The following is a 23,654-nucleotide window of genomic DNA, read 5'->3' as shown; positions in this document are numbered from 1 at the left end:
CCATCCTGTGATCAGAAGCTGGCGGCGTCCAGAGCCATAACGGTATCTGCGCCTGTTTGGATGCGGGCCAGATGCGTTGCGGTCATGGGCAGTTGGCGGGCCATGTAGTAGCGACCGGTTGCCAGCTTGGTCTCGTAGAACTCTTTGTCGGAGGCGTCTGCGGCCAGTGCATCCAGAGATGCACGCGCCATTTTCGCCCACATCATGCCAAGGCAGACGTGACCAAAGAGGTGCATGAAGTCGTAGGAGCCGGACAGGGCGTTGTTCGGGTTCTTCATGCCGTGCTGCATGAAGTACATGCCCGCTGCCTGAAGATCCTTGGACGCGGCTTTCAGAGGCTCGACAAACTCGGCCATGCCTTCGACGTCGCCCTGTTCCTTGCAGAAGGATTTGACCATGTCGAAGAATGCCATGACGTGCTTGCCGCCGTCCTGACCCAGCTTACGGCCCACGAGGTCGAGCGACTGGATGCCGTTTGTGCCCTCATAGATCATGGTGATGCGGGCATCGCGGACGAACTGTTCCAGACCCCATTCCTGAGTAAAGCCGGAGCCACCCAGTGTCTGCTGTGCCAGTACGGTTGTTTCAAAGCCCTTGTCTGTCAGGAAGCCTTTGATGACGGGTGTGAGCAGGGACACGAGGCCGTCTGCGTCTTTGTCGTTATTGCGGTGTGCGCGGTCCAGCATCTGGGCGCCCCAGAATGTGAATGCGCGGGCACCTTCGATGAAGGATTTCTGATCCATCAGGTTCCGGCGCACGTCGGGGTGCACGATGATCGGGTCTGCCGGACCATCGGGGTTTTTCACGCCTGTCACGTCACGGCCCTGAACGCGGTCTTTGGCAAAGGCCAAAGCATTCTGGTAGGCCACGGCACCCTGAGCGTAGCCCTGAAGGCCCACACCCAGACGCGCTTCGTTCATCATGGTGAACATGGCGCGCATGCCTTTGTGCGGCTCGCCAACCAGATAGCCGGTTGCGCCGTCGTAGTTCATGACACAGGTCGCGTTGCCGTGGATGCCCATCTTTTTCTCAAGGCCGCCACAGGTTGCTGCGTTACGCTCACCCAGCGAACCGTCGTCGTTGACCATGAACTTGGGCACGATGAACAAAGAGATACCTTTGACGCCTTCAGGCGCGTCCGGCAGTTTTGCTAGAACAAGGTGAATGATGTTTTCGCACATGTCGTGCTCGCCGGCCGAAATCCAGATCTTGTTGCCGGTGATCTTGTATGTGCCGTCGTCCTGCGGAACCGCTTTGGTGCGGATCAGGCCAAGGTCTGTACCGCAGTGGGGTTCGGTCAGGTTCATGGTGCCGCCCCATTCGCAGGTCACCATCTTGGGCAGGTATTTCGCCTTCAGTTCGTCCGACGCGTGGGCGTGGATTGCGTTGTAGGCGCCGTGGGTCAGGCCCTGATACATGTTGAACGCCATGTTGGCGGACGAAAACATTTCGCCGACCGCTGTCGCGATCAGATAGGGCAGGCCTTGGCCGCCGTATTCGGGGTCACAGTCCAGCGACGTCCAGCCGCCTTCGCGGACCTGATCGAACGCGTCTTTGAAACCAGCAGGCGTGCGGACCACGCCGTTTTCCAGATGGCAGCCTTCTTCGTCGCCAACCTTGTTCAGGGGCGCGAGTACGTTTTCACACAGCTTGGCCGCCTCTTCGAGGATCGCCTGTGTTGTGTCGCTGTCCAGTTCGTCATAGCCGGGGATGTCGGCTTCGGAAATTTTCAGAAGATCGTGCAGCACGAAATTCATGTCTTTTGTCGGCGCCTGATAGATGGGCATGGTCGTCCTCCCTCGGGGTCTTATTCAGCGGCTTTTTTGGAATTGGACATCGAGGCGAGCATTTTTTCGCCCCAACGCATTTGTTCTTTCAGCTCGTCAATCGCTTCGTTCAGTTCGTCGCGCTGGTCGATCATCGATTTCAGGCGGTCCTGTGCGATCTCGTATGTTTTAGCGAGCTGCGTCTGCTGCTGGTCACCCATGTGATACAGGTCCAGCAACTGACGGATATCTTCGAGGCTGAAGCCGAAACGCTTGCCCCGCAAAATCAGTTTCAGACGCGCACGGTCACGGCGCGTAAACAGGCGTTTCTGGCCTTCGCGAATAGGGAACAGCAGTTCCTTCGCTTCGTAAAATCGCAGCGTTCTGGGCGTGACATCGAATGCCTCGCACATCTCGCGGATCGTCATGGTTTTTTCGTCAGTCATGGCGGATCCTCCCGCGCCTAATCGTTCAACTGTCACCAAAAGTGCGTCGTCGGATGCTGTCTTACAAGGATAGCTGACGTTTACGTAATGCATACGTTGCGTCACTTTGCGGTGTGACGCAGGGGCGCGGTATTTCGACGTGGCGTCACAAAGAAAAATGGCGCCTGCTCCAGAAGATCAGACGCGTTTGCTCACTCCGCCGCCGGCGGAATCAGTCAGTTATTTCGGAAAGTGCGGGGTGTTACAGCCCGATGCTGGCCGCGGTATCATCGCGCAGGCGCTGAAGCTCATCCATGGCTTCGTCCAGTTGTTTGCGCTGTTCTGCAAGTTCGCCCAACTGACGGTCGGCCATATCGACCCAGGCTTTCATCTGTGCCTCAGTGCCTTCTTTTTCGTAGATCAGAAGCCACTGACGGATTTCTTCCAGCTGGAACCCGAATTTGCGCCCACGCATGATCAGCGTCATGCGCGCCACTTCACGTGGTCCATAGTAGCGTGCACGGCCCTCGCGGTCCGGTTGCAGCAATTCGATATATTCGTAGTAACGCAATGTCCGAGGCGTCACATCGAATTTGGCGCACATTTCTTTGAAGCTGAGGCGGTTATCGGACATACTATCACTCAAGTTCTGTTAGGCACCAAGCTAGCTCCTGACCAGACGAAGGGCAACTGTGCACCTGCGGTTTTGCAAAGAGCAATCTTGCGATGGGCCGCGATCAGTGACCATAAAGGCTGAACTGTCAAGGAGCCGCCCATGGATGAGGCCAAAGTCAAAATCGCCAGACAATTCATCGAAGCCATTCCGCATTCCCGTGCGCTGGGCATGAAAGTTGAAGAAATCGGCGACGGATTTGCCCGCATCACAATGCCTTATGACGAACGCCTGATCGGCGATCCCAAGACAGGCGTGATCCATGGTGGGGCTGTGTCAGCACTGATGGATACCTGTGGCGGGGCCTGTGTGATGTCGCATCCCGAGGCACCCGGCGGGACCGCAACCATTGATTTGCGCATCGATTACATGCGCGGTGCGACACCGGGCCAGACCATCGTGGCCGAAGCACGTTGTACCCATATCACCCGCAATGTGGCCTTTGTGCGGGCAACCGCTATGGATGATGATCGCGAAAACCCTGTGGCCACAGCAACAGGTGCCTTCACGGTGGAGCGCAAGTCATGAGCCGCCGCACAGTCGAACCCGTTCAAGTTGTCAAACAACGTCGTGACGCGGCCCTTCGTGCCTTGGCCGAGGGCGTTCCGTACATCCGGTTTATGGGAATTGTCTTTGACCGTCGCGGCGATGAGCTGACAGCAGTTCTGCCGTTTCGGGATGAAAACATCGGCAACCCGTTTTTGCCCGCGATCCATGGGGGTGTGACGGCAGCGTTTCTTGAGGTGACCGCGATTGTTACGCTCAGCTATCAGTGGTTGTGGGAAGACGTTGAGAATGGTGTCATCGATCCCGAAGAGATGATCGATGGAAATCTGCCGCGTTTGCCCAAGACCATCGATTTTACGGTGGATTACTTGCGCTCTGGTCTGCCGCGCGATGCCTATGCGCGGGCCCGCGTAACCCGTTCGGGGCGTCGTTACGCCAGCGTCCAGGTCGAAGCGTGGCAAGACAATCGCGACCGGCCAATTGCCCACGCGACCGCGCATTTCCTGATGCCACGCAGCGACAAGTAGCACGTGGTCCAAGAGGTCACCCATGCCCGCGTTCTGAAAATCGCGATCCCGATCGTGATTTCGAACGCGACTATTCCCATTCTGGGCATCGTCGATACGGGCGTTGTGGGTCAGATGGGCGAGGCTGCTCCGATCGGGGCTGTCGGTATCGGCGCGATCATTCTGACGGCGATCTACTGGTTCTTCGGTTTTCTTCGGATGGGAACCACCGGCCTTGCCGCCCAAGCGCGCGGGCAGGGGGATCGGGGCGAGGTCGCCGCGATCCTGACGCGGGTTCTGATGATCGGGCTGGGTGCCGGTGTGATCCTGATTGCAGCGCAATCGCTGCTGTTCTGGGGCGCTTTCAAAGTGTCGCCCGCCAGCCCCGAGGTCGAAGAGCTGGCTTCGGGTTACTTGGCGATCCGCATCTGGTCGGCACCTGCCGCCATTGCGATTTACGGTTTGCTCGGCTGGCTGATCGCGGCAGAGCGCACAGGCGCGGTTCTGGCGCTTCAGGTGTGGATGAACGGTGTGAACATCGTGTTGGACCTGTGGTTCGTGCTGGGTCTTGGTTGGGGCGTCAACGGCGTGGCCTTTGCGACGTTTCTGGCGGAATGGTCGGCCCTGGGGCTTGGCCTGTGGCTCTGTCGATCCGCGTTCAACGTGCCTGACTGGCGCGACTGGGGCAGGGTGTTCGACAAGGTCCGCCTGATCCGCTTTGCACAGGTGAACGGCGATATCCTGATCCGGACGGCGGCGCTTCAATCCATTTTCCTGTCATTCATGATGTTCGCCGCGCGGTTCGGGGATGTGACGCTGGCAGCGAACCAGATCCTTTTGCAGTTTCTGTACGTCACGGGCTACGCACTCGATGGATTTGCCTTTGCGGCCGAGGCAATGGTCGGCGCGGCCATGGGCGCAACGGACAGGCGCACCCTGCGCCGTGCATCCATTCTGTCGTCGTTCTGGGGACTGATCTGCAACATCGGCCTTGCAGTGGCGTTTTTCGCTTTCGGCCCGATGATGATCGAGATCATGTCAGAGGCGAAAGAGGTCAACGCAACGGCGATGGATTACCTGCCATGGATGGTTGCTGCCCCCTTGGTCGGTTTGGCGTCTTGGATGCTCGACGGGATTTTCATCGGCGCGACACGCACCAAGGATATGCGGAATATGATGTTGCTGTCTGCCATCGCCTATTTTGCGACGGCCTTTGCGCTGATGCCGCTGTTCGGAAATCACGGGCTTTGGGCCGCGCTGATCCTGAGTTTTGTGTATCGAGGCGTTTTGCTGGGGCTGCGTTATCCCGCGTTGGAAAACGCAGTGGTTGCCCCACAAAAAGGTTAGTCGTTTAGCGTATCCAACGCCTGTTTGAAGACGTCGACGTCTACATTCCCGCCTGACACGGTTGCGATCACGGTGTCGCCATTCAACTGATCGCCATGGAACAACGCGGCCGCCAGCGCGACGGCCCCGCCGGGTTCTGCGACGATCTTCAGGCGCTGAAAGGCAAGTCCCATAGCGCGCATGGCGTCATCCTCGGACACAGCGATGCCCGGTCCGACCAGACGATCCATGATCGGGAAGGTTATATTGCCCGGTTGTGGGGTAACGATGGCGTCGCACAGGCTGCCGCTGGTGCGGTCGTTTCGTTGGATCGACCCGCTGGCCAATGACCGCTTCACATCGTCGAACCCTTCCGGTTCCACAGGCCGGACTTTCATTTTGGGGGCCTCAGCCTCAAGCGCGAGCGAGATGCCCGCGGTAAAGCCACCGCCGCCGCAGCAGACCAGAACCTCGGCATCAAATATCCGCATTTCCGCAGCTTGTTCCGCGATCTCAAGTCCAGCGGTGCCTTGCCCCGCAATCACCTGCGGTTCGTCGAACGGTTTGATCAGCGTCAGACCACGTTCCGCGGCAAGCGCATCGCCGATTGCGTCGCGATCTTCGTTGGCGCGGTCATACAGTACAACTTCCGCGCCCAGCGCGCGGGTGTTGTCGATTTTCAGCTTGGGCGCATCGGACGGCATAATGATGACCGACGGCACACCGTGTTTCTTTGCTGCATAAGCCACGCCCTGCGCGTGGTTGCCCGATGAAAATGCGATCACGCCCTTGGCGCGTGTGTCGGCGTCCAGAGCCGAGACCGCCGACCAACCGCCGCGAAACTTGAAGCTTCCTGTGTGTTGCAGACACTCGGGCTTAACCAGAACCCTGCGGCCCGCGATTTCGTCCAGAAAAGGTGACGACAGCAGCGGTGTTTTGCGCACGTAACCGTCCAGACGTTGCGCCGCCGCGCGGATCATGTCGATGTTCATAAGGTCTCCTGTGCCGCTTAGCGCAGCATGTTCAGCCAGCGGTTCAAGGCATCCAGCGCCTCAGGCTCATCAAGGAAGGGGATGTGCGCGCGGTCTGGTACTGTGGCGGCAATCATGTCGGGGCGTTGCGCCTGCATCTTGTCCAGAGTTTCTGCAGAAAGCAGATCCGAGTTCGCCCCGCGAATGGTGCAGAGCGGCAGGCCGGCAAAGGCATCAAACAGCGGCCATAGGTCCGGCGTGGGCTGAGTAGCGCCTTCAAGGATCGCGTCGCGCAATTTGGGATCATAGGTGATGACCAACCCCTCAGGCGTTTCGCGATAGAGGCGCTTGACCTCGGTCATCCAGCGCTCTGCGGGAACATTGGCGAAGCCTTTCATAACTTTGGGGCGCGCTTCGGCGGCCTCGGCCCATGTTTTCCACGCAGGGTTCCGGCCCAGATAGCCCATGATAACCTCAAGGCCTTCGGTATCCAGTTGGGGCCCAATGTCGTTCAGGGCCACGCCGGTCAGCCTGTCTTTGACGGTGGCGGCCAGCATCATTGCGATCAGTCCCCCGCGCGAGGTGCCCAAAACGGCAGCCTTTTCCACGCCAAGATGGTCAAGCAACTCGACTGCGTCGCGGGCCTCGACCGGAATGCTGTAGGTGCTGTGATCGCCCCATTCCGATTGCCCGCGCCCCCGATAATCCATCCGGATCAGGCGCACGTTTGGCAGATGCGGGGCGACATAATCAAAGTCGCCACCCGTGCGGGTCAGACCGGACAGGCACAGAAGCGGAAGGCCTTCGCCCTCATCCGTGTAGTGAAGTTTCAAGCCGTCGGATGTTTGGAAGAAAGCCATCAGAGAACCAGTGCTGCTAATTCGGAAAGGTCTTTGAGAATGTGTTTGGGGCGATGGGGCATCCGGTCGACCGGATCGCCGCCACGGTTTACCCATGCGGTTTGGAAGCCGTAACCTGTCGCGCCGGCTGCATCCCAACCATTTGAAGAGACGAACAAAACTTCGTCTTTGGCGACGTTGTACTTCTCTTGCACCAGGTCATAGACCTTAGAGGACGGTTTGAAGATGCCAACGGTTTCGACCGACAAAACACTGTCCAAAAGTTCCTCCAGCCCGGCGCTGGATACAGCACCGTTCAGCATATCGGGGCTGCCGTTTGATAGGATCGCGCAGGTTTTCCCTGCGCTTGTCAGATCGGCCAGCATCTCAGGGACCTCGGTAAAGGCCTGCAGTTCCCAATACAGTGCAAGCAGGCGTTCGCGCAGCTCCGGATCATCCGCGCCGCCGTGTTTTTCAAGCGCCCAGTCCAGCCCGTCTTGTGTCACTGCCCAGAAATCGGTGTGTTGGTCGGTGATCGCGCGGAGCCAAGTGTATTCAAGTTGCTTGCGTCGCCAGCTTTCGGAAATGGCAGGCCATGCTTTCGCAAAATCTTCGCGGCCTGGTTCGGACGCAACGCGTCGCGCGGCTGAGTTCACATCAAACAATGTGCCGTAGGCGTCAAAGATACAAATCTTGATGGTCATAGGTCCCTCCGCTTCGGGCCGGAGACTGGCATGCAGGGGGCGGGGTGGAAAGCCGGAAAATGCGCACGATATTCCAATTGCGCTTAATCCGGCTTAAAGCGCGGATGATAGAAAATAGGGGACAGGGCAAATGGACGATAAAATTGTTGCACGCGTATCGGCTTCTGCAGGGCGTCGTTGGTTCGGGATCATGTCCCTTGTGGTGCTTGGCGGCTTGTTACTGTCCGTCAGCCTGTCGACGCCACCGGCGCTGATTTGGCAGCTGTTCCTGCTGGCGCTTAGCCTTGCTGCCTTCCTGATGGCACTGGGCATGTACCGCGCGACGCAAACGTCGTTGGAACTGACCGAAGAGGCCCTGACCGACAGTACCGGAGAGGTTCTGTTCCATGTCGCCGACATCGAAAAGGTCGAACGCGGGACGTTTGCAATGAAACCGTCCAACGGCTTTGTCGTGATAACGAAAGGGCCGCAAGCATTTCGCTGGCGGCCCGGTCTTTGGTGGCGGTTTGGTCGTCGTGTGGCAATCGGGGGTGTAACCCCGGGCCATCAGACCAAACCGATGGCAGACATTCTTTCGACAATGGTGGCCAGAGCTGAAGGGCAGCTCTGACCGAAAAGCTTAGCTTTTCTTCTTGTTCCCGCGTTCGTGGTTGGCGTTGCCTTTATCGTTCTCAACACATTCCTGCGCAGCAGCGCCTTCATCGGCGTTTTCCGCGTTGTTGTTGCAGAGCGAGTTACCGGCAGCGTCTTGGTCGCCGTTACCCCAACCGTTGTTTTCGTTGAATTCCCTCATGTAGAGCACCTGAGGCGCAAAACGCGGGCGGGTAAAGGAGTAGGTTTGGATTTCGAAAGCATCGAGCCCGACTTTAAAGACAGGGTTATAGTCTTCCCAAGTTTCGACCAACACGATTTCATCCTGGTCCATCATAATCGGGAGGTGGGATTCCATACCTGTCAGGTCGCTGTTCACCATTTCAGGTTTATCGCCCCGCACTTTGGACCACTGCAGTTCATACCGGCCATTGTCCAAGCCGCCCTTACGACGCACGACCGAGATGCGCATGCTGCCAGACAGATCATCGGACTTGGTCAACGTGTTGTAGAGCGCAAAGGTTGCGTCGATGTACGCCTCGTCTACTGGGTCAGTCTCACGCGAGATCATGTCGCCAATAGTGTAGTTCGCTTTTTGGTGAACACTTTGCTGACGGGACACATCGAAGTAGATCCAAGTTGCGCCGAAAAGCCAAACCAGAGCGGGGAAAACGATGATCGCTTCGACCGTCATGGAGCCTTCGGAGTCTCTGGCGAACCGAGATAGCTTATTTTTCAGTAAGTTGAACATTGTCTACTCCTTAACTCGGTTCTTGCACAAAGGCCGATGTCGAGATGATGGCCGTGTAGCCTTCGCTGTCCTTCGGCAGCGACGAGCCCATGGCCGTTGTCGGGGCGACCGGCTTGTAGCGATAACACGCGCGCAAGAACATCAACTCGTTGTCGCGACCGTATTCAAATGCAACTACTGGCTCGACTTCATCTGATGTGTCCACGCAGGCTACAGCTGCCGGTGGAGCCGTCCAGTCACGAAGATCCAGTCGAACCATCTCAAGCTGCAGGTTTGCTTCGCACTCAGGCAAGATTGTCGCTTTTTCGCAAATTGATGTTTTGAGCGAGTTGTGGTCGTAGATCGTACCAGTGCCTAGGCGGACTTCTCTAACAGTTTTGTCCAGGCTACTTTCAAGGACGGTGTGTCGAGCTGTTAGAGCTGCGAGTTCGACGCCAGATATGATTACCCCGATAAACAACGGCACCCAGAGCGCGAAAGCAACTGTCGATGTACCTTCTTCTGACTTAAGAAAGCGACGAAAATTGGTGTTGAACGAAGTGATCATTGTGTGAGCCTCAACTGGTTAATTGCACGGCCGATGGAATAGAAAGTTTTCTCCAGTTCGGCGCCTTCCACACGGAAGAAGTGAGCCGGCGAGGATGCGCAGTTTTCCATCTGTGCGGCACCGTGATCGGTCACCTCGAAGCCGATGGACCAGACAACAATCCCTGCTTCTTTCGCGGCGTTACAGATGTTCGCCATCAGGATATCGCCGAGCTCAGCGTTGTATTTCTGGTAGTAGTAGTAACCCCAGTACTTCTGCTCGACCTGCGTTTGCAGGTAGTACCAGAAGTTATTGCTGGCCCAGTGCGCGTATTCGCTTTCAGCGTTGTAGGCGAAATCCGAAATCCGGTACGAGTTGCTGTTCTGGCCGTCTGTCATAAGAACGATGGTCTTCAGCGTGTTCTCGTCATCATATTCGGCAGGGCGGGTGCTGAATGCTGTGTCGGTTACGCCGTTTGCGGCCAGTGTCGAGTTGATCGAGCGCATGGACGGATCCAGCAGTGCTGCACCCCATTTCATGCCTAGGAAGATCGACGTACCAGCGCGCGGCTGAAGATCCCCAACCTGCTTTTTCAGCGCGTTGATGTCCTGCGAGAACGGTGTAACGCGTTCATAGCTGTACTGCGGGCAAACTGTGTCGTCGACGTGGTTATACCCGTAGAAGTTCCACTGATAATGCTGGGCCTGTTCGAATGTCTGCGAGGTGTCCAGCGAAACGGAGTCGAAATCTGTTTGCGGGAACTCGAGGCAATGCGAATAGCCGTGACGCCAGTTGACGTTCAGGTTCGAAGCGATGTCCGGACCGATATTCACGTGCTCCGAATAGGGAACCAATGATACCGACACGAGATCCTTGTTATCTGATGTCAGAACAGTGTCGAGGAAAGTGTTAGTCGCGGTTTGCAACATTTGGATTTTGGTAGTGCCCGCAGCGACGTCTGTGCCCTCTGTCGTTGTTTCGGCCTCCATCGAGCCCGAGATGTCCAGAACCAGCGAAATTTCAACGTTTGCAATACGCTCTTCCGCAGAACTGGTGCCCTTTGCGGCCAAGTTCTCAAGGCCGACCAGATTTGTGAAGTTTGTTGGGATGCCGACATAAGCGGTGCCGGTCACGTTCCGGTAGTTCAGACCGGTATTAACTGTGACAGATGTCAGAGCGTCGGGCATCTGCATCTTGTCGAAATAGTCCTGCATAACGTCTTGGGGGACGAGGCCCTGCTCAAGGTCGGTCGCCGCGAGAACCGCTCGGTCCAGCGTCGCCTGCACCTTGGTGCGCTTCATCTCTGTATACATAAGGTCAATGCCGATGCCGCCAAAAGCGATCAGGGACAATGAACCAATAACAGCCAGAAATGACATGTTGCCCGATTCATCAGTCTTAAAGCGTCCCAGGAACTGGCCCACATCAGAAGCCGTCCCACGCAGGCGACGAAGGGCCGAGGGTCTCGTGGCAGTCTCAAACTCGCACATTTCGTACCTTTCTCTCCACAAAGGGTATGGAGCTAATCTCTAAAGACCGGAGGCCGCATATCTTTCGACGCAAATCCGGTTTCAAGAGAGAGTCTATGGGCATGCAACAAGGCAGAAATGCGGCCTCAAATTGGGGCGAAATATGGCTATGTTTACGGTTTTTTTGGTAATCCTGCGGTTGAATGTTGCTCTGTTCCGCAAAGCGCAACAATAAGTGCCCCTAGGATTTTCCGAGTGCTATCTTTTGATAAATTCTAAGCACTTTCTGTAAGTTCCACGACTCGCCCTAAGCGAATCATTCTTGCCGCCGTTCTTAGGCAAAGTACCTTTAGATTGATCTCATGGGAGAGAGTTCAACAATGGCAAGTGCATCGATCAATGAGCCGACTTTTCGCGAAAGTGTAGACCATATGTACAACCGTGCGGTTGCCCTTATGGATTTGTCCCCGGGCCTCGCGGAAAAGATACGTGTCTGTAATGCGACCTACACTGTGCGTTTTGGCGTACGACTTCGTGGCGATATGAAGACTTTTACTGGGTATCGTTCTGTTCACTCTGAACACATGGAACCGGTAAAAGGCGGTATTCGCTTTGCCCTGAACGTAAATCAGGACGAGGTCGAGGCGCTTGCCGCGCTGATGACCTATAAATGTGCACTTGTAGAGGCACCATTTGGCGGCTCGAAAGGTGGTCTTTGCATTGATCCGCGCGAATACGACGAACACGAAATGGAGCTGATCACCCGTCGTTTCGCCTACGAGCTGATTAAGCGCGACCTGATCAACCCGTCCCAGAACGTTCCTGCCCCTGACATGGGCACGGGTGAACGTGAAATGGCGTGGATCGCGGATCAATACGCGCGGATGAACACCACAGACATCAACGCCAAGGCCTGCGTTACCGGTAAACCGCTGAACGCGGGCGGTATCGCGGGGCGCGTCGAAGCAACCGGTCGGGGCGTGCAATATGCGCTGCGCGAATTCTTTCGCCATCCCGAAGATATGGCCAAGGCCGGTTTGTCAGGCTCGCTTGATGGCAAGCGGATCGTTGTTCAGGGTCTGGGTAACGTGGGTTATCACGCGGCCAAGTTTCTTCAGAGCGAGGACGGTAGCAAAATCGTTGGGATTATCGAACGTGACGGCGGCCTGAGAAATCCGGACGGTCTGGATGTAGATCAGGTGCGCGCGCACATCATGGAAACAGGCGGTGTCAAAGGGTTTGCTGGCGGCGAATACGTTGAACACGGCGCGCTGCTTCTGGAAGAAGAGTGCGACATTCTGATCCCGGCGGCTTTGGAAGGTGTGATCAACCTTGCCAACGCCAAGTACATCAAAGCCCCGCTCATCATCGAAGCTGCGAACGGTCCGGTGACATCCGGCGCCGATGCTATCCTGCGCGAAAAGGGCTGTGTGATCATCCCAGACATGTACGCAAACGCCGGCGGTGTGACCGTGTCCTATTTCGAATGGGTCAAAAACCTGAGCCACATCCGTTTCGGACGCATGCAGCGCCGCGCCGAAGAAGCGCGCCAGCAGTTGGTAATTGACGAATTGGAAGCTTTGTCGGCCTCGCTCAAAGGTGCGTGGAAGCCCAGTGAAAACTTCAAAACCCAGTATCTGAAAGGCGCAGGCGAACTTGAGTTGGTCCGGTCCGGTTTGGACGACACCATGCGCGCCGCCTATCAAAGCATGCGGGAAACATGGCACGCGCGCGACGACGTCGATGACTTGCGGACTGCGGCCTTTATCGTGTCGATCGGTAAGGTCGTCAGCAGCTACCACACCAAAGGTCTATAAGATATTGCTCGGCGCACCTGTCCCTCGGTGCGCTGGGCGATACGCCGCCGTTATTTCCCGTCAAAGGGTGACAGTCGGTGGGATGAGACTTATGTCATGCTCAACCCTACAGGAGTTTGAGACGTGCATAAGACCGCAGCCATCACAGCCTTTTTCGCTTTGACCGCAACATCCGCATTTGCGCTGGATAAGGACGCCGAGTGCGGCATTCAGGCCGATGTCGTTATGTCCGTGGTCGAGGCACGCACCGGCGGCCAGGATGCAGACGCCTCTGTGACAGCCGTTGCAGAAGGGCTGGACGATCAGGCGCAGAAATATGTCTCGGTCGTGCCCGCGATTGTCGAATGGGTGTACAGCCTGCCCGAAGACCAGCTTGGTGCCGAAGTCGGTGAAAGCTGGGCGACGGCCTGCAAGGCACAGTAAGCCGGACCGGATGCGCGGGCCAAACCCCGCGCATGACGCCCTGAACCAAACGTTGAAAATGAAGCCGTCCGATGCGTCAGGCATCTGGACTCTGTTCGCGACAATGCCGATAATTCGCCCATGAGTCTGCCCCCAGGTTTCTTGGATGAACTTCGCACCCGAACCAGCCTGTCGCAGGTTGTCGGGCGCAAAGTCATGTGGGATCAGCGCAAGTCCAATCAGGCCAAGGGCGACATGTGGGCACCGTGCCCTTTCCATCAGGAAAAAAGCGCCTCTTTCCACGTCGATGATCGCAAAGGGTTCTACTACTGCTTTGGCTGCCACGCCAAAGGCGATGCGATCGGCTTTGTTCAGGAAACGGAAAACGTCAGCTTCATGGAGGCGATCGAAATTCTGGCGGGCGAGGCCGGAATGCAGATGCCAGCGCGCGACCCACGGGCGGCTGAAAAGGCCGACCGCCGGACCGAACTGGCGCAAGTCATGGAGCAGGCTGCGCAGTTTTTCCGGATGCAATTGCAGTCGGGCGCAGGGGCCGCAGCCCGCGCCTATCTAGTCAAACGCCAGTTAGATCAAGCCACGCAGGACCAGTTCGGCATCGGCTTTGCGCCGGACGGCTGGCAGGGACTGTGGGATCATCTGACCGGCAAGGGCATCAAGCCCGAGTTGATCATGGCAGCGGGGTTGGCGAAGGACAGCAGTAAGGGTGGCAAGCCCTATGACGTGTTCCGCAACCGTATCATGTTCCCGATCCGTGATGCCCGTGGGCGCTGCATCGCGTTTGGCGGGCGGGCGATGGACCCGAATGACAACGCGAAATACCTGAACTCGCCCGAGACCGAGCTTTTTGACAAAGGCCGCAACCTTTACAACCACGGTCCGGCACGGGAAGCCGCTGGCAAAGGCCTGCCGCTGATTGTCGCTGAAGGCTATATGGACGTTATCGCTCTGTCGGTTGGTGGTTTTGGCGCGTCGGTGGCACCATTGGGCACTGCCGTGACGGAAAACCAGCTGCACCTTTTGTGGCGGATTTCGGATGAACCGATCATCGCGCTGGATGGCGACAAGGCGGGTATTCGTGCGGCTTACCGTGTGATCGATCTGGCCTTGCCGTTGCTTGAGGCGGGCAAGTCGCTGCGCTTTGCCCTGATGCCCGAAGGTAAAGACCCTGATGATCTGATCAAGGAAGACGGCCCTGAGGCGGTTCAGGCGGTTCTGGATAATGCTCTGCCGATGGTGCGCCTGTTGTGGCAGCGCGAAACCGAAGGTCGTGTGTTCGACAGCCCCGAGCGCAAAGCGGCATTGGACAAAGCCCTGCGTGAAAAGATCCGTATGATCCAGGATCCAAGCATCCGGTCGCACTACGGGGAAGAGATCAAGGATCTGCGCTGGCAGCTGTTCAAGCGCGCGCCTGCCTCTAGCCGCGCGGTCGGGAAATCGGATGGCGGTACATGGCGCCGCAAAGGCGCGCCTTTGCCGCCCGTGGCCTCGACCAAACAATCGCTATTGGTGGCCAGAGGCGAGGCCGCGGAAACGGAACTGCGAGAGGCTGTCATTCTGGCCTCGGTGCTGTCATCGCCGGAAATTATCGACAGTTTCGAACCCGAACTTGAAGCCATGGAATGCAGTGATCCGGTTCACGCGACATTGCGCGACGCGTTGCTGCGACATCGTCCGATAGACATGGACGGAGCAAAAGAGGTGGCTGAACAATCAATTGGCGGGGTCGCCCTTGAAAACCTGCTGACCGCACGCCATGTCGCTCTTATCCCTTGTGTTCGCAAACCCGGAGATGCCCAACTGGCGCGTCTGACAGTCGTCGAGGAACTGGGGAAACTGGGCGCCGCAGCTGGGCTTGCGGCAGAGATTCAAGAGGCGGTGGAAGACTTGGATGCGTTGTCCGACGAAGCCGTCACCTGGCGTTTGGCGCAGGCCGCTGAGGCACGCGCGCAGGCCCACAGGGCCGGTCAGGACGAAGGGGGAGATTTCGACAAAGGCGAGAATGGCGTGATGATGGATCGAGAAGAGCGCCGTTCTTTTGCAGCTTTGTTAGACGCAATCCAGAATTCGAAGGGGCAATCCTAGTGGTTTTGCATCACCTTCGTTAAAGAAGTTGGGCTAGGTAGGTGTGCGAATCACTTGTTCGCGGTATTGATTCGGCAAGACGAATCACGCGAATCGCCCACCCAAGGGGACCGTCCCCGAGAGGAGCATTAAATGGCAGCCAAAGATAACGATGACGCCAAGACAGAAAATCGGGATGACGACGCGTCTCTCGATATGAGCCAGGCCGCGGTCAAGAAGATGATCGCAGAAGCCCGGGAACGTGGCTACATCACTTACGATCAGCTGAACGAAGTCCTGCCTCCGGATCAGGTGTCGTCGGACCAGATCGAAGACGTTATGTCGATGCTGTCCGAAATGGGCATTCAGGTTACTGAAGACGACGAAGAAGCCGAAGAAGAGGAAAACAAAGGCTCGACCGAGCTTGTTGATGCCTCGAAAGGCCGTGACGTTGCGCTGTCTTCCGGCACCACCGAAAAGCTGGATCGCACCGATGACCCTGTTCGCATGTATCTGCGCGAAATGGGATCGGTCGAACTGCTGAGCCGTGAAGGCGAAATCGCGATTGCGAAGCGCATTGAGGCTGGCCGCAACACAATGATCGCGGGTCTTTGCGAAAGCCCGCTGACATTCCAGGCGATCACCATCTGGCGCGAGGAACTTCTTTCCGAAGACATTCTGCTGCGCGATGTGATCGACCTTGAAACCACGTTCTCTGGTCAGATGGGCGAAGAAGGCGAGATGGATGAGCCCATCGTGCCGACCGCCGGTGCTGCGCCTGCTGCCCCGCGTAAAGCTGAAAACGCCGGTCCCGAGCTGGACGCCGACGGAAACCCGATCAGCAATAACGACGACGATGACGACGAAGATGATCAGGCCAACATGTCGCTGGCGGCAATGGAAGCTGCGCTGAAGCCACGTGTTCTGGAAACGTTAGACCGGATTGCTGCGGATTACGAAGACCTTGCTGAAATGCAAGACAGCCGGATTTCCGCGACGCTGAACGAAGACGGGTCTTTCAGCGCGACAGACGAAAAGCGCTATCAAGACCTGCGGTCCGAAATTGTGGTTCTGGTGAACGGTCTTCACCTGCACAACAACCGGATCGAGGCGCTGGTTGACCAGCTGTACGGCATCAACAAACGTATCATGTCGATTGACAGTTCGATGGTGAAGCTGGCCGATCAGGCCCGCATCAACCGCCGTGAATTTGTCGAGGAATACCGCAACCACGAGCTTGATCCCAACTGGATGGAGCGTATGGCCGAGAAATCCGGTCGTGGCTGGCAGATGTTCATCGAACGCTCCTCTGACAAGGTGGAAGAACTGCGCTCTGACATGGCGCAGGTCGGTCAGTACGTCGGTCTGGACATCAGCGAATTCCGCCGCATCGTGCAGCAGGTTCAGAAGGGCGAAAAAGAAGCCCGTCAGGCCAAGAAGGAAATGGTCGAAGCGAACCTGCGTCTGGTTATCTCGATCGCCAAGAAATACACCAACCGTGGCCTGCAGTTCCTTGACCTTATTCAGGAAGGTAACATCGGCCTGATGAAGGCGGTTGATAAGTTCGAATATCGCCGCGGTTACAAATTCTCGACCTACGCGACATGGTGGATCCGTCAGGCGATCACCCGTTCGATCGCGGATCAGGCGCGCACCATTCGTATTCCGGTTCACATGATCGAAACGATCAACAAGCTGGTCCGGACAGGCCGTCAGATGCTGCATGAAATCGGTCGTGAACCGACACCGGAAGAACTGGCTGAAAAGCTGCAAATGCCGCTTGAGAAAGTGCGCAAGGTCATGAAGATCGCGAAAGAGCCGATCTCTCTCGAAACACCGATCGGTGACGAGGAAGATTCGCAGCTGGGCGATTTCATCGAAGACAAGAACGCTGTTCTGCCGTTGGACTCGGCCATTCAGGAAAACCTGAAAGAAACCACTACACGGGTCCTGTCGTCGCTGACGCCGCGCGAAGAACGTGTCCTGCGCATGCGCTTTGGTATCGGCATGAACACCGACCACACGCTGGAAGAAGTGGGTCAGCAGTTCAGCGTTACGCGTGAACGTATCCGTCAGATCGAAGCGAAAGCGCTGCGGAAGCTGAAACATCCCAGCAGGTCGCGCAAACTGCGGTCGTTCCTGGATCAGTAATCAAAAGGGCGCCTTCGGGCGCCTTTTTTCTTTCTGCGGTCTCTGAAATGTGACGATGCAATCCAGCACATCTGTCGTGCGTGGATGTGCATTTTCTGTCGCCTGTTTGTGCCCATTTACAAGCACACAGGCAAAACAGGATGTGCTCTATGACCCGCTCTCTTTCTCTTCTTTCCGTTCTGTTGGCGCTGGCTGGTCCGGCGGTGGCATCAACTGGTGTACAGACGCTTGCAGATCAGGCTTTGACGGGTGGGCCGCTGTCGCCATGGGATCCGGTCATCCCGATCGAACAGATTTGCCGCAACTGATTTTAAGTGAATTGTCCGCAGTCGGATGGCGCCACTGACGAAACCATAACGCTTCATGCGTAGGTTCTGAGTCTGACGATTCTTTTTAACGTATTCCGCAATTTGGCAGAGGTTTTGCAGCCTTTAATCCCATGACACCGAGATTTTGGAACAAATTCAGGGCGTCCGGCGTTCCTAATATACCAACGCAGGAGATGAACATGAAACGTACGGTTTCTTTCAGTGTAGTATTCGCAGCAGTCGCGGCAGCAGCTTTCGCTGCGACCGATGTGGTGTCGAACACGGCTCCGCGTACCATTTACATCGAGGTTTCCAGCGACGAGCTTGCTGATTGTCGCCAGACTTTGGCGGATGTTGCCTCGATGCCCGCATACTCTGATGAAGGGTCGCTCTTGCTGTTCACGCAACAGTCTGACCTTCCTGATGTGCAGTGTATCGCCGTCGACGCATGAACTGACTTGTAAGCTGCGCCCGTGCTCGGTGTAATGGACCCTGTCCAACGATGCGGAGCAGCCATGCAAACGACCTTTACAATCGCGACGCGCGGCCAAGGGCTTTACGAATTTACACATGATGTATCGAAATGGGTGACAGGCACAGGCCTGCTCACCCTTTTTGTTCGACATACCTCGGCGTCATTGCTGATACAGGAAAATGCCGATCCCGAAGTGAAGACCGATCTGAAGGTTTTTTTCGCGCGCCTCGTACCGCCGACCACCGATCCGTCGATGTCCTACCTGACCCACACCTATGAAGGCCCCGACGACATGCCCGGCCATATCAAGGCGGCGATGATGCCCGTCAGTCTAAGCATTCCGGTCAGCAACGGGAAACTGGCGCTTGGAACGTGGCAGGGCATTTATCTTTTTGAACACCGTGATGCCCCGCATCATCGCAGTGTTGTGGCGCATATGTTGCGCGACTGACAACGCATCATGTGGGGGTGTTATTTCTTATCTACCCAAATTGTTGTTCAGCCCCTATAGTGCCTGTGGATAAGTGGGGATCAACCCCATTCCTGAGGCAGAGACGACATAAAGGGGGACGGCGATGCGCTGCCCGTTTTGCGGTAATGTAGATACTCAAGTGAAGGATTCACGGCCCGCTGAGGACCATGTTTCCATCAGGCGCCGGCGCTTTTGCCCGGCGTGCGGCGGACGTTTTACCACATATGAGCGCGTGCAACTGCGCGATCTGGTGGTGATCAAAACCAACGGTAGACGTGAAGACTTTGATCGGGACAAGCTGGAACGCTCGATCCGTATAGCGCTTCAGAAACGTCCGATCGAACCGGACCGGATTGATCAGATGATTTCGGGCATCGTGCGCAGGCTGGAAAGCATGGGCGAAACCGATATCCCGTCCAAACAGATCGGCGAGATCGTGATGGAGGCTTTGGCCCGCATCGATACGGTCGCTTACGTCCGGTTTGCCAGCGTTTACAAGAACTTCCAGGCGGCCGACGACTTTGACAAGTTCGTCAGCGAACTGCGCCCCGGCGCTATGCCTGATAAGTGATCGACACTGACAAACGCCACATGGCCCACGCCTTGGTGTTGGGCAAGCGCGGGCTGGGCCAGACATGGCCCAACCCGTCTGTCGGCTGTGTCATCGTCAAAGACGGCCGGATCGTCGGGCGGGGACGTACGGCCTTGGGCGGTCGCCCCCATTCCGAGGTTGTGGCTCTTGCCCAAGCAGGTGAGGCCGCGCGCGGCGCGACGGCCTATGTCACGCTGGAACCTTGTAGCCACACAGGCAAAACACCGCCCTGCGCGCAGGCATTGATTGATGCAGGCGTTGCACGTGTGGTCGCAGCGATCTCCGACAGTGATCCGCGTGTGTCCGGCCAAGGCTTTGACATGCTGCGGGATGCGGGCATCGAGGTCACGACCAATGTGTTGGCGGAAGAGGCGTACTATGACAACGCGGGCTTCTTCCTGAAGGTCGAACATGGTCGCCCGTGGGTGACGCTGAAACTGGCATCCAGCTTTGACGGACGGATCGCCACGGCCAGCGGTGAAAGTCGCTGGATAACAGGCCCCGAGGCGCGGCGCGTTGTTCATGCCGAACGGGCCAGACATGACGCGGTGATGGTCGGGGCGGGCACAGCACGTGCCGATGATCCTGATCTGACAGTGCGTGGCATGGGCGAGGTGCCTCAGCCGGTGCGCATCGTTGTGTCCCGCTTGATCGATATTCCTTTGATGAGCCGCCTTGCCGGCACCGCGCGTGATGTTCCGGTGTGGATTTGCCATGGCCCTGATGCTGCGCGCGAGATTTGTGAAGCTTGGGAAGGCTTGGGTGCGCGCCTGATCCGTTGCGATCTAAACGGTCGCCAGATCGACCCACGGTCGCTGTTGCAAGAGTTGGGCGAAATCGGCCTGACACGTGTGTTCTGTGAAGGGGGCGGCGCCTTGGCCGCGTCGCTTCTGGGGGCTGATCTGGTGGATGAACTTCTGTGCTTTAACGCGGGCATTGCGATCGGGGCCGAAGGACAGCCGAATATCGGCGCACTGGGACTTGGGCGTTTGGCCGAGGCTCCGCGCTTTCACTTGCGAGATGTGCGGCAGGTCGGGGATGACATCCTGCACCGCTGGACGCGGAACTGATCAGCGACGCCACAAGTGGCTTTGACTGGCGAGCAATCCTTGAAGCTTTGACAGCATTCGATTGGCGGCGCCGGGTTTCGGCAGGTTCCCGCATTTCAGACGCTCGGCCACGACCTCGACAGGGCAGGGGCGGCCCGTGACCGGATCGCGATACCGCGGATATGCGATCAGCGTGGCGTGGACGAGGCCTTCCAACGTCGGGCGTGGGCCGGTCAAGCGACGGGCTGGGATATCGCCCAGATCACGCGTCAGGCCCCAGCCCGCATAGAAAGGCGCGCCGGTTGTCGTCACCCGACACCCACGCATCAGGGCCTCGAACCCAGTCAGCGAGGTCATGGTCCAGACCTCGTCGACCTCTCCCAGCAAGGCCCCCATATCAACGCCGCGCAGCGTCTGGTTGGCCCATTGCTCGGGCGTGGCGACATCGCCGATGCGCAGGCCTGCCTCGACATCAGGGTGAGGTTTCCAAAGCACCACAGCGTCACGGTTTTCTGCGCGGACCTTCGCCAGAAGATCGGCGTTCTGACGGATGTCACCCGCGCCAAGCAGGATCGAGGCATCGTCTTCGACCTGACCGGGCACCAGAATGCGATGTCCTGCAGGAAGCTTTGGAACTTCGCCCATCAGATTGTATTTGGACAGCCGTCCATCGACGAGGAACCGGATCAACCGATGCGCCCGTTCGATCTGATCGCGCGGCAGGTTCACGCTGTCGGCGATCAGCTGTTCCAATCGTGACGGGCGGCTGGGATCGTAGTAGATGCCCATGTCATCGGTGACCAAGGACATCGGCGGCACAAGGTTCGCGCCCAACCCCTGAGACCTGAGAAACCCGTCTTCGACCCGAACCAGTTCAGCATCCGGCGCAGCTTTGCTGGACCATGCCATCAGGCGACGGTTTTCGGTCACTGCAAGTTCCTTGGCTTTGGCGGGATCGTCCTCAAACCGGATGCCGCGACCGCTGCCGTAGAAACCTTTCAGCGGCCCGCGTTTCCACAGACGCATTCCTTGTGCGACCCAGCCAGCGCGGTCTTCCCGCCATGCCCGCGCCTCGGCCTCAAGCGTCGCAAGCACGGTTTCAACCTCACACCTGCGATTGCGATAGGGATCGTACCAGACGGGGTAGAGGACCATCGCGCCTGCGACCAATTGGGCGCGTGTGAGCTTGCGTGCCGCGCGTCGGTATACGGGGTTTTCATCCTCGGTCAGACCCCAGCCTGCATAAAACGGCTGGCCAAAAACGCGTGGTTTGTGGCCGGCAAGGATCGCTTCGAACCCCATTTGCGATGAAACGGTGTAAACAGCGATGGCCCCATCCAAAAGCGCCCAGGGCGATGTGCCGTCCGGAGCAAAGGACATGTTTTGCGACAGGTCTTTGTTGTTCAGGTGCCCTTCGCGAAACCCTGCGGCGGTTTCAGGATGCCCCTTAACCACGATTTGCGCATGGGGATGTTCTTCGCGCGCAACGAAAAGCATTTCGCGAAAACGCGAAACATCGGCGCGGCTGGCAGTAACGCTGGCATCACCTGCGGTTTGGTCAATCACGAGAACATATCCCGGATCAGGCACCGGCATGTCCGGATCAAAGGCCGAGTACTTGGACAGATGCGCGCGACGCATCCAAGCGATGACGCCATTTGCGCGGGCCAGAAGCGCGCTGTCGTCCAGCGGTTCGGTCATCAAAAGCGTTTCAAGGTCTGATGGTTGTTCGGGGTCGAAGTGAACGCCCTTTTCGTCAATCAACAGACCCAAGGGCGGTTCGCCCGCACGTCCGGGGTGCAGGGAGCGCAGCCACGCATCCTCGACCCTTACAAGCTGCGCGCCGGTTTTCTCGGCCATGGCCTCGCCGCGTGCGGCATAAGGCGATTTGCCCCAGACGCCGATCACGTCGCGGTCAGATGGCCGCCCAACGGTCACTTTCCAACCGGCTGTGCGCAGAATGTGACGAATGCGGCGGGATTTCAGGAAACCCAGCGTATAGACGTAAAAACGCCGGAGATCGGTGTCTCCGGCGTTTGAATGATGCCCGATTGGGGCCACGTGTCAGCCTCCGGAGCCGACGCCAAGCGTCTCTGCTGACGTGCGCAGCGATGTGACCGAACCCAAGGTGCCGGTCAGCGATGCAATCGTGCGGCTCCATTGTGTGAACGGCGCTTCGGTGACGTAGAGCGTGTCTTCGTCGCGGATCACAAAGTCACGCGCGATGAACAGGCCATTGGGCTGCGTCAGGTCCAACACGTAGACAAAGCGCTGTGCGCCGACCAGATCGCTGCGGCCCAGAACCTGATTGGCGATTTCAGCTGGTTCGTTGCGGAAAACAAAAACGCCGGTCGGGTCTGCTGCCGTCGGAACAAGGCCACCAACCTGCGCGATGGCCTCAACAGCCGAAATGGTGCGGCTTTCAAATGGAACCTGAGCCTGTGTGCCTGTTGCACCCAGCGCAGTAAAGGCGCGTGTGTCGCCCTGAACAAGGATCTTGTCGCCGCCACGCAGCGCGATATCCAAGGTCGGGTTGTCGTACAGATCCTGGAACCAGATCGTGTCGGACATGGTGCCACGGGTCAGGGTGACCTGTGCGATTTCCGGTTCGATCGCAACGCCACCTGCACGGGCCAGCATGGCAGACAGGGTACGGGTCGGGCGTTCGATGGCGTAGACACCTTGCGATCCGACTGAACCGGACAGCGTGACCGTCGAGCCGTCGCCAGCAACGCGGCGTACCTGAACCTGCGGGTCAGGGGTTTGATCGGACAGACGTTCTGTGATGATGCGGCGCACCGCCTCGGGCGTGTTGCCAGCGGCTTTGATGCGGCCTGCGTAAGGCACAAAGATAAAGCCAGAGCCGTCGACTTGAACCTCTTCCAGAATGGTGGCGTTCGACGCTTCACCGGCCAGCAGGCCGTCGTCGACGTTTTCCCAAATGGTCAGGCCCAGTGTGTCGCCGGGGTTGATGGTGTCAGAGCCGATCACGCCTGCGTTCAGGAAGCCTTCGCTGAAGCCAAGTGCGGGGACAACGGCTGTGACGGCGGCGACGCGGTCATTCGTAGCGACGATAAAGGCATCGCCTTCGCGCTGGACAGAGCCAGCATAAATTTCGCGTTTGTTCGGTCCAACGCGGGGAAGGCCACAGGACGCCAGAATTGACGTTGCAACCAATAGGGCGATACCTCGCGCCCAGCGAGAGTGGGGACGTTTCACTGCTCGGTCTCCTCGACCTTATTATTCTGCCTC

Annotated in this window: 24 protein-coding genes; 13 read left to right on the top strand and 11 right to left on the bottom strand. The window is 57.7% G+C overall.

The window, feature by feature from the left end; translation table 11 throughout:
- Window positions 1-11: 11 nt before the first annotated feature.
- The 3 genes from C4S59_RS01590 to C4S59_RS01580 all read right to left on the bottom strand — a co-directional run bounded on the left by C4S59_RS01590 (window position 12) and on the right by C4S59_RS01580 (window position 2,825).
- Window positions 12-1,787 carry an acyl-CoA dehydrogenase C-terminal domain-containing protein gene (locus C4S59_RS01590; protein ID WP_103908725.1) on the bottom strand — a complete coding sequence of 592 codons (1,776 nt, stop codon included), beginning with the start codon at window positions 1,785-1,787 and terminating at the stop codon, window positions 12-14.
- A 20-nt stretch (window positions 1,788-1,807) separates the two neighbouring features.
- Window positions 1,808-2,212: a MerR family transcriptional regulator gene (locus C4S59_RS01585; RefSeq protein WP_103908724.1), complete on the bottom strand. Its 405-nt coding sequence runs from the start codon at window positions 2,210-2,212 to the stop codon at window positions 1,808-1,810.
- A gap of 241 nt (window positions 2,213-2,453) precedes the next feature.
- On the bottom strand, window positions 2,454-2,825 hold the full coding sequence (locus C4S59_RS01580; RefSeq protein ID WP_103908723.1) for a MerR family transcriptional regulator: 372 nt from the start codon (window positions 2,823-2,825) through the stop codon (window positions 2,454-2,456).
- Window positions 2,826-2,966: 141 nt separating this feature from the next.
- Between C4S59_RS01580 and C4S59_RS01575 the strand changes: the two genes are divergently transcribed.
- The 3 genes from C4S59_RS01575 to C4S59_RS01565 are packed head-to-tail and all read left to right on the top strand — an operon-like array spanning window position 2,967 to window position 5,224.
- Window positions 2,967-3,392, top strand: a complete 426-nt coding sequence (locus tag C4S59_RS01575; RefSeq protein ID WP_103908722.1) for a PaaI family thioesterase — start codon at window positions 2,967-2,969, stop codon at window positions 3,390-3,392.
- A complete protein-coding gene (locus tag C4S59_RS01570) occupies window positions 3,389-3,898 on the top strand; it encodes a PaaI family thioesterase (RefSeq protein WP_103908721.1) in 510 nt (169 codons plus the stop codon). The genes C4S59_RS01575 and C4S59_RS01570 overlap by 4 nt, the downstream gene beginning before the upstream one ends.
- Before the next feature lie 3 nt (window positions 3,899-3,901).
- A complete protein-coding gene (locus C4S59_RS01565) occupies window positions 3,902-5,224 on the top strand; it encodes an MATE family efflux transporter (protein WP_103908720.1) in 1,323 nt (440 codons plus the stop codon).
- On the opposite strand, the gene C4S59_RS01560 is transcribed toward C4S59_RS01565, so the two are convergent.
- Genes C4S59_RS01560 through C4S59_RS01550 form a run of 3 tightly spaced genes read right to left on the bottom strand, consistent with a single transcriptional unit; the run spans window position 5,221 to window position 7,717 of the window.
- Complete coding sequence (locus C4S59_RS01560) at window positions 5,221-6,195, bottom strand: threonine ammonia-lyase (RefSeq protein ID WP_103908719.1); 975 nt, start codon at window positions 6,193-6,195, stop codon at window positions 5,221-5,223. The genes C4S59_RS01565 and C4S59_RS01560 overlap by 4 nt on opposite strands.
- 17 nt (window positions 6,196-6,212) lie before the next feature.
- Complete coding sequence (locus C4S59_RS01555) at window positions 6,213-7,034, bottom strand: alpha/beta fold hydrolase (RefSeq protein ID WP_103908718.1); 822 nt, start codon at window positions 7,032-7,034, stop codon at window positions 6,213-6,215.
- Window positions 7,034-7,717 (bottom strand): haloacid dehalogenase type II, encoded by a 684-nt coding sequence (locus C4S59_RS01550; RefSeq protein ID WP_103908717.1) that lies wholly within the window; start codon window positions 7,715-7,717, stop codon window positions 7,034-7,036. The genes C4S59_RS01555 and C4S59_RS01550 overlap by 1 nt, the downstream gene beginning before the upstream one ends.
- Window positions 7,718-7,847: 130 nt before the next feature.
- On the opposite strand from C4S59_RS01550, the gene C4S59_RS01545 reads away from it, so the two are divergent.
- On the top strand, window positions 7,848-8,327 hold the full coding sequence (locus tag C4S59_RS01545) for a hypothetical protein (RefSeq protein WP_103908716.1): 480 nt from the start codon (window positions 7,848-7,850) through the stop codon (window positions 8,325-8,327).
- A gap of 9 nt (window positions 8,328-8,336) precedes the next feature.
- On the opposite strand, the gene C4S59_RS01540 is transcribed toward C4S59_RS01545, so the two are convergent.
- The 3 genes from C4S59_RS01540 to C4S59_RS01530 are packed head-to-tail and all read right to left on the bottom strand — an operon-like array spanning window position 8,337 to window position 10,964.
- Window positions 8,337-9,059 carry a TadE/TadG family type IV pilus assembly protein gene (locus C4S59_RS01540; protein ID WP_103908715.1) on the bottom strand — a complete coding sequence of 241 codons (723 nt, stop codon included), beginning with the start codon at window positions 9,057-9,059 and terminating at the stop codon, window positions 8,337-8,339.
- A gap of 10 nt (window positions 9,060-9,069) precedes the next feature.
- Complete coding sequence (locus C4S59_RS01535) at window positions 9,070-9,606, bottom strand: TadE/TadG family type IV pilus assembly protein (protein WP_103908714.1); 537 nt, start codon at window positions 9,604-9,606, stop codon at window positions 9,070-9,072.
- Entirely contained in the window at window positions 9,603-10,964 is a 1,362-nt protein-coding gene (locus tag C4S59_RS01530; protein ID WP_234994652.1) for a Tad domain-containing protein, read from the bottom strand. Before C4S59_RS01530 ends, C4S59_RS01535 begins: the two co-directional genes overlap by 4 nt.
- Window positions 10,965-11,434: 470 nt before the next feature.
- On the opposite strand from C4S59_RS01530, the gene C4S59_RS01525 reads away from it, so the two are divergent.
- The 9 genes from C4S59_RS01525 (at window position 11,435) to ribD (ending at window position 20,423) form a co-directional block, all read left to right on the top strand.
- Complete coding sequence (locus C4S59_RS01525; protein ID WP_103908712.1) at window positions 11,435-12,871, top strand: Glu/Leu/Phe/Val family dehydrogenase; 1,437 nt, start codon at window positions 11,435-11,437, stop codon at window positions 12,869-12,871.
- Between the two features lie 123 nt (window positions 12,872-12,994).
- Window positions 12,995-13,294, top strand: coding sequence for a hypothetical protein (locus tag C4S59_RS01520; RefSeq protein ID WP_103908711.1), 300 nt, complete (start codon window positions 12,995-12,997; stop codon window positions 13,292-13,294).
- Between the two features lie 120 nt (window positions 13,295-13,414).
- Window positions 13,415-15,376 (top strand): DNA primase, encoded by a 1,962-nt coding sequence (gene dnaG / locus C4S59_RS01515; protein ID WP_103908710.1) that lies wholly within the window; start codon window positions 13,415-13,417, stop codon window positions 15,374-15,376.
- Window positions 15,377-15,508: 132 nt separating this feature from the next.
- Window positions 15,509-17,506: an RNA polymerase sigma factor RpoD gene (gene rpoD / locus C4S59_RS01510; protein WP_103908709.1), complete on the top strand. Its 1,998-nt coding sequence runs from the start codon at window positions 15,509-15,511 to the stop codon at window positions 17,504-17,506.
- A 149-nt stretch (window positions 17,507-17,655) separates the two neighbouring features.
- A complete protein-coding gene (locus C4S59_RS19545) occupies window positions 17,656-17,814 on the top strand; it encodes a hypothetical protein (protein ID WP_160006722.1) in 159 nt (52 codons plus the stop codon).
- Between the two features lie 200 nt (window positions 17,815-18,014).
- Window positions 18,015-18,266, top strand: a complete 252-nt coding sequence (locus C4S59_RS01505) for a hypothetical protein (RefSeq protein ID WP_103908708.1) — start codon at window positions 18,015-18,017, stop codon at window positions 18,264-18,266.
- 63 nt (window positions 18,267-18,329) lie between these two features.
- Window positions 18,330-18,740 (top strand): secondary thiamine-phosphate synthase enzyme YjbQ, encoded by a 411-nt coding sequence (locus C4S59_RS01500; RefSeq protein WP_103908707.1) that lies wholly within the window; start codon window positions 18,330-18,332, stop codon window positions 18,738-18,740.
- A 124-nt stretch (window positions 18,741-18,864) separates the two neighbouring features.
- Complete coding sequence (gene nrdR / locus C4S59_RS01495) at window positions 18,865-19,332, top strand: transcriptional regulator NrdR (protein WP_103908706.1); 468 nt, start codon at window positions 18,865-18,867, stop codon at window positions 19,330-19,332.
- Window positions 19,332-20,423: a bifunctional diaminohydroxyphosphoribosylaminopyrimidine deaminase/5-amino-6-(5-phosphoribosylamino)uracil reductase RibD gene (ribD, locus tag C4S59_RS01490; RefSeq protein WP_268810619.1), complete on the top strand. Its 1,092-nt coding sequence runs from the start codon at window positions 19,332-19,334 to the stop codon at window positions 20,421-20,423. The genes nrdR and ribD overlap by 1 nt, the downstream gene beginning before the upstream one ends.
- On the opposite strand, the gene C4S59_RS01485 is transcribed toward ribD, so the two are convergent.
- A complete protein-coding gene (locus C4S59_RS01485) occupies window positions 20,424-22,463 on the bottom strand; it encodes a capsular polysaccharide biosynthesis protein (protein WP_234994651.1) in 2,040 nt (679 codons plus the stop codon).
- Window positions 22,464-22,466: 3 nt separating this feature from the next.
- Window positions 22,467-23,621, bottom strand: a complete 1,155-nt coding sequence (locus C4S59_RS01480; protein WP_103908705.1) for a polysaccharide biosynthesis/export family protein — start codon at window positions 23,619-23,621, stop codon at window positions 22,467-22,469.
- Window positions 23,622-23,654: the final 33 nt, after the last annotated feature.

Origin of the sequence: Thalassococcus halodurans (genome assembly GCF_900108225.1) — a bacterium.
Classification (GTDB): Bacteria; Pseudomonadota; Alphaproteobacteria; order Rhodobacterales; family Rhodobacteraceae; genus Thalassococcus; species Thalassococcus halodurans.
This window is presented reverse-complemented; position numbering and strand designations above follow the sequence as displayed.